Annotated in this window: 3 protein-coding genes; all 3 read left to right on the forward strand. The window is 39.4% G+C overall.

Annotation, left to right across the window (positions count from 1 at the left end):
• Positions 1-432 precede the first annotated feature (432 nt).
• A complete protein-coding gene (locus tag ACI48O_RS21095; RefSeq protein ID WP_435563797.1) occupies positions 433-660 on the forward strand; it encodes a heavy-metal-associated domain-containing protein in 228 nt (75 codons plus the stop codon).
• Positions 661-872: 212 nt separating this feature from the next.
• Positions 873-2,774, forward strand: coding sequence for a heavy metal translocating P-type ATPase (locus ACI48O_RS21100; RefSeq protein WP_435563798.1), 1,902 nt, complete (start codon positions 873-875; stop codon positions 2,772-2,774).
• A gap of 21 nt (positions 2,775-2,795) precedes the next feature.
• Entirely contained in the window at positions 2,796-3,488 is a 693-nt protein-coding gene (locus ACI48O_RS21105; protein WP_435563799.1) for a Crp/Fnr family transcriptional regulator, read from the forward strand.
• Positions 3,489-3,811: the final 323 nt, after the last annotated feature.

Below are 3,811 nucleotides of genomic sequence, written 5' to 3' on the forward strand. Positions count from 1 at the left end.
GGTTAACCCCTCAAAAAGAAGCAGCACAAGCTTCTGTATTAAGGTTGCCCAAAAATAGTAAAAAACGCTCGGGCCTTGACAGTTTTGTTCATATCAGGTCCCCTGTGTCCGCCTAGGTCCAAAAAAACAGCAATTTTATCAAAATAAGGTCCTCTATGTCCGCTCAAAAAGTTCATGGGGACGGTTCTTCCGTCTCCTTTTGCGTTTAAACATGCCTTAGAAACCTCAAAAATACCCGCATCCACGCGTACCGCAGGAAAAATACACTAGAACCGTCCCCATGTTCATACCCGCATCTACGCGTACCACAGAAAAAAAACACTAGAACCGTCCCTATGTTCACTTTAAATTCCAAACTTGATGCTCATCAAGTTTTTCTATCATTAACTGGTTTAAGATTATGATGTAATAGACTAAGGGAGGCAATAACATATGACAAAAGCTGTATTCCAATTAGAACCATTAACCTGCCCATCTTGCATTAAAAAAATCGAAACGGCCTTAAATAAAACAACAGGTGTCGTATCAGCAAAAGTTTTATTTAATGCAGGCAAAGTCAAAGCAGAATTTAATGAATCGGCAGTTCAGGTAAATCAAATAGGAGAAATGCTTGAAAAACTGGGATACCCCGTGTTATCAGCTAAAATTTCACAAAACTAAATAACGGGCTAGATGACTTATAACCGGGCGTGCATATTGGGAGCAAACTGGTTATAAGTCTTTTTGTTTATTTTGAACACGATTTTGATTGGAGTGGAAAACAACATTCAGGTTTTAACAGAATTAAAATTAAAAACTTGACGACCGTCAATTCTTTTAAAAATAAAGACGCCTACTATATGTGTATAGAGATATTGGAGGAGTTGAACAGGATGCTATTCATTCATAAATATAAAAACCACATTACCTTTGTTTCCGGAATATTAATTGTCTTAGGGTTTCTTTCGGGTTTATTAGGTTATGACAACAATAAAAATATTACGCTCATTATCGCAACCTTCATCGCCAGTGTGCCCATTTTATTGAAGGCCTTCCAGGCACTCAGAATCAAAGTATTTAGCATCGAATTATTGGTCAGTATTGCTGTAATCGGGGCACTTTATATTCAAGAGTATACGGAATCTTCGATTGTTACATTCTTATTTTTATTAGGGGATTTGCTCGAATTAAGGACTTTAGAAAAAACACGTTCATCACTGAAAGAACTGATCGATATGGCTCCAAGGGAAGCTACAGTCATTCGCAACGGAATGACTCTAACGATTCCCGTGGAGGAAGTCGTGGCAGGGGACCGGGTGATCATCCGTTCTGGAGGAAAAGTCCCTGTTGATGGGAGAATTCTTTCAGGGCAGGCACTTTTAATTGAAGCTGCGGTTACAGGTGAATCCACTCCAGCGTCGAAAAAAACAGACGAGAGAGTGTTCAGTGGGACAATCGTAGATAATGGTTATATTGAAGTTGTCGCTGAAAAAGTAGGCGAGGATACCACTTTCGCTAAAATTATCGAATTAGTCGAGGAAGCACAGGAATCAAAGTCGAAAACGGAGAAGTTTCTGGACAGGTTTTCTACGGTTTATACGCCTGCAGTTGTTATTTTATCCATTATCGTCTTTACGCTCACAAGAGATCTCCATTTAGCTATTACATTTCTAGTCATTTCCTGTCCAGGTGCCTTGGTTATTGGAGCTCCAGTTTCAAACGTTGCGGGGATTGGAAATGGTGCTAAAAACGGCGTTCTTGTGAAAGGTGGAGAGATTTTAGAAAAGCTTTCTAAAGTAGATACACTCGTATTTGATAAGACCGGAACGCTGACAAAAGGAAAACCTGAGGTAACCGATATTAAGACCTTTACTCAGACTGACCAAAATGACTTACTAAGATTAGTTGCCCAAGCGGAAACGATTTCTGAACATCATTTAGGCCAAACCATTGTGAAAGAAGCCATGGGCAGAAACATAAATCTAAACGGTCAAATTGAAAATGGTGAGATTATCAAAGGACTTGGAATCCGTGCGAATGTTGAAGGTCAGAGCGTAATTATTGGGAATCGCAAATTAATCGAACGCGAAAACATCAAAATTCCTCTGGAGGCTGCCGAATATGCCATAAAACGTGAAAAGGCAGGAAACACTGCTATTTATGCTGTAATTGATAATCAAGTGGCAGGTATTTTCTCGATTGGCGACCAAATCCGGGAAGACGCCTTAACGGCCATAGCGGAATTGAGACAAAACGGAATTAAGAAAATCATTATGTTGACAGGTGATAATCAACACACGGCGCAAATAGTGGCGAATAAACTTGGATTAGATGAATTTTATGCGGAATTACTGCCGGAACACAAAGTAGAGCATGTAAAAACATTAACAGAGAAAGGATATGTTGTGGCGATGGCTGGGGATGGAATTAATGATGCCCCTGCGATTGCAACTGCGGATATTGGGCTCGCAATGGGGGAAGGTGGTACAGATGTTTCGATGGAAACGGCTGACGTTGTCCTAATGGCTGATAAGCTCACACAATTGTCACATGCCTATTCACTATCGAAAGTAACGATTCGCAATATGAAGCAAAATACATTTTTCGCCGTATCCATCGTTTTTATTCTCTTGATCGGGGTCCTTTTCAAGACAGTACACTTGGCATCTGGCATGTTCATTCACGAAGCGAGTGTATTAATGGTGATCTTAAATGCCATGAGATTAATTGGATTTAATCAAAAGAAGGAAAATACAGAAAGAAAGCTGCATCCAGTACAGGTTCAGGAGATTTAGGTATGAAATGGAGTGAAAAAAATGAAGATAAACGAAAAGCATGCATGTCATCATGATAAAATGTGCGTTTCTCTTGTTCCGATTTTTAATCATTTAGAAATCGAGCAAAGGAATGAGGTTATGAACACAGCTCAATCGGTTTTGTACCAAAGGGGGCAAATCATATATCATGATGGGGATCAGTCAGACTCCCTTTATATTGTAAGTAAGGGAAAAATTAAAATTTACCGCCTTTCTGAATCAGGAAAAGAGCAACTGATTCGTATTTTAAACACTGGTGATTTTACCGGTGAACTTGCTTTATTTAAAGAGGAAGTTCACGAATCCTATGCAGAAGCGATGACAGATACTCAAGTTTGTATGATAAATCGTTCTGATTTACAAGAGCTTCTTTTGAAATACCCGTCGATTTCATTAAAAATATTAACGGAATTCTCAAACCGGTTGGAGCAGTCGGAGAAACAAACTGCACGGTTTGCCACGGAGAAAGTTGAAACGCGGATTGCTTTGTTTTTAGCAGAATGTTTAGATGCTGATGGCCGATTAAATGAAGTAGTACTGCCGATGAGTAAAAAAGATTTAGATTCCTATTTGGGAACGACTCCCGAAACCATCAGCCGCAAATTAACAGAACTTGAACAACAAGGCTACATCAAACAAAAATCCAACAAAAAAATAGAAATACTCGATCTCGATGGTTTGCTTCTGGTGTAACAGAGGGTGTGAACAGGGGGACGGTTCTCTTGTATAATTTCCTCGTAACACAACCCAAGAACCACAAATTTTACACCTTGAAGTAATAAAGTTTAAAGTTTTTGATACACAAGAACCGTCCCCTTGATTCCCCATGTCTCACAAAAAAGCGCTTCTCGTCATTGAGAAGCGCTTTTGTCTGTTGAGCCGGCCGGCTGCAATGGTGGGGGAGTAATTTTATCTTTGTTCTCCTTTTCTGTTTATTTAAGTGAAATGTCTTCGATTTTCCCTCCTTCCTTTAATAATAGTTTTGTATATAAATCACCTGGACCTATGAACTGTTT

The sequence above is a fragment of the Neobacillus terrisolis genome, from assembly GCF_051233475.1.
Classification (GTDB): domain Bacteria; phylum Bacillota; class Bacilli; order Bacillales; family Cytobacillaceae; genus Bacillus_BU.

Coding starts and splice junctions, on each gene's coding strand:
- ACI48O_RS21100 (WP_435563798.1), top strand. CDS start 873: ATGCTATTCATTCATAAATATAAAAACCACATTACCTTTGTTTCCGGA.
- ACI48O_RS21095 (WP_435563797.1), top strand. CDS start 433: ATGACAAAAGCTGTATTCCAATTAGAACCATTAACCTGCCCATCTTGC.
- ACI48O_RS21105 (WP_435563799.1), top strand. CDS start 2,796: ATGAAGATAAACGAAAAGCATGCATGTCATCATGATAAAATGTGCGTT.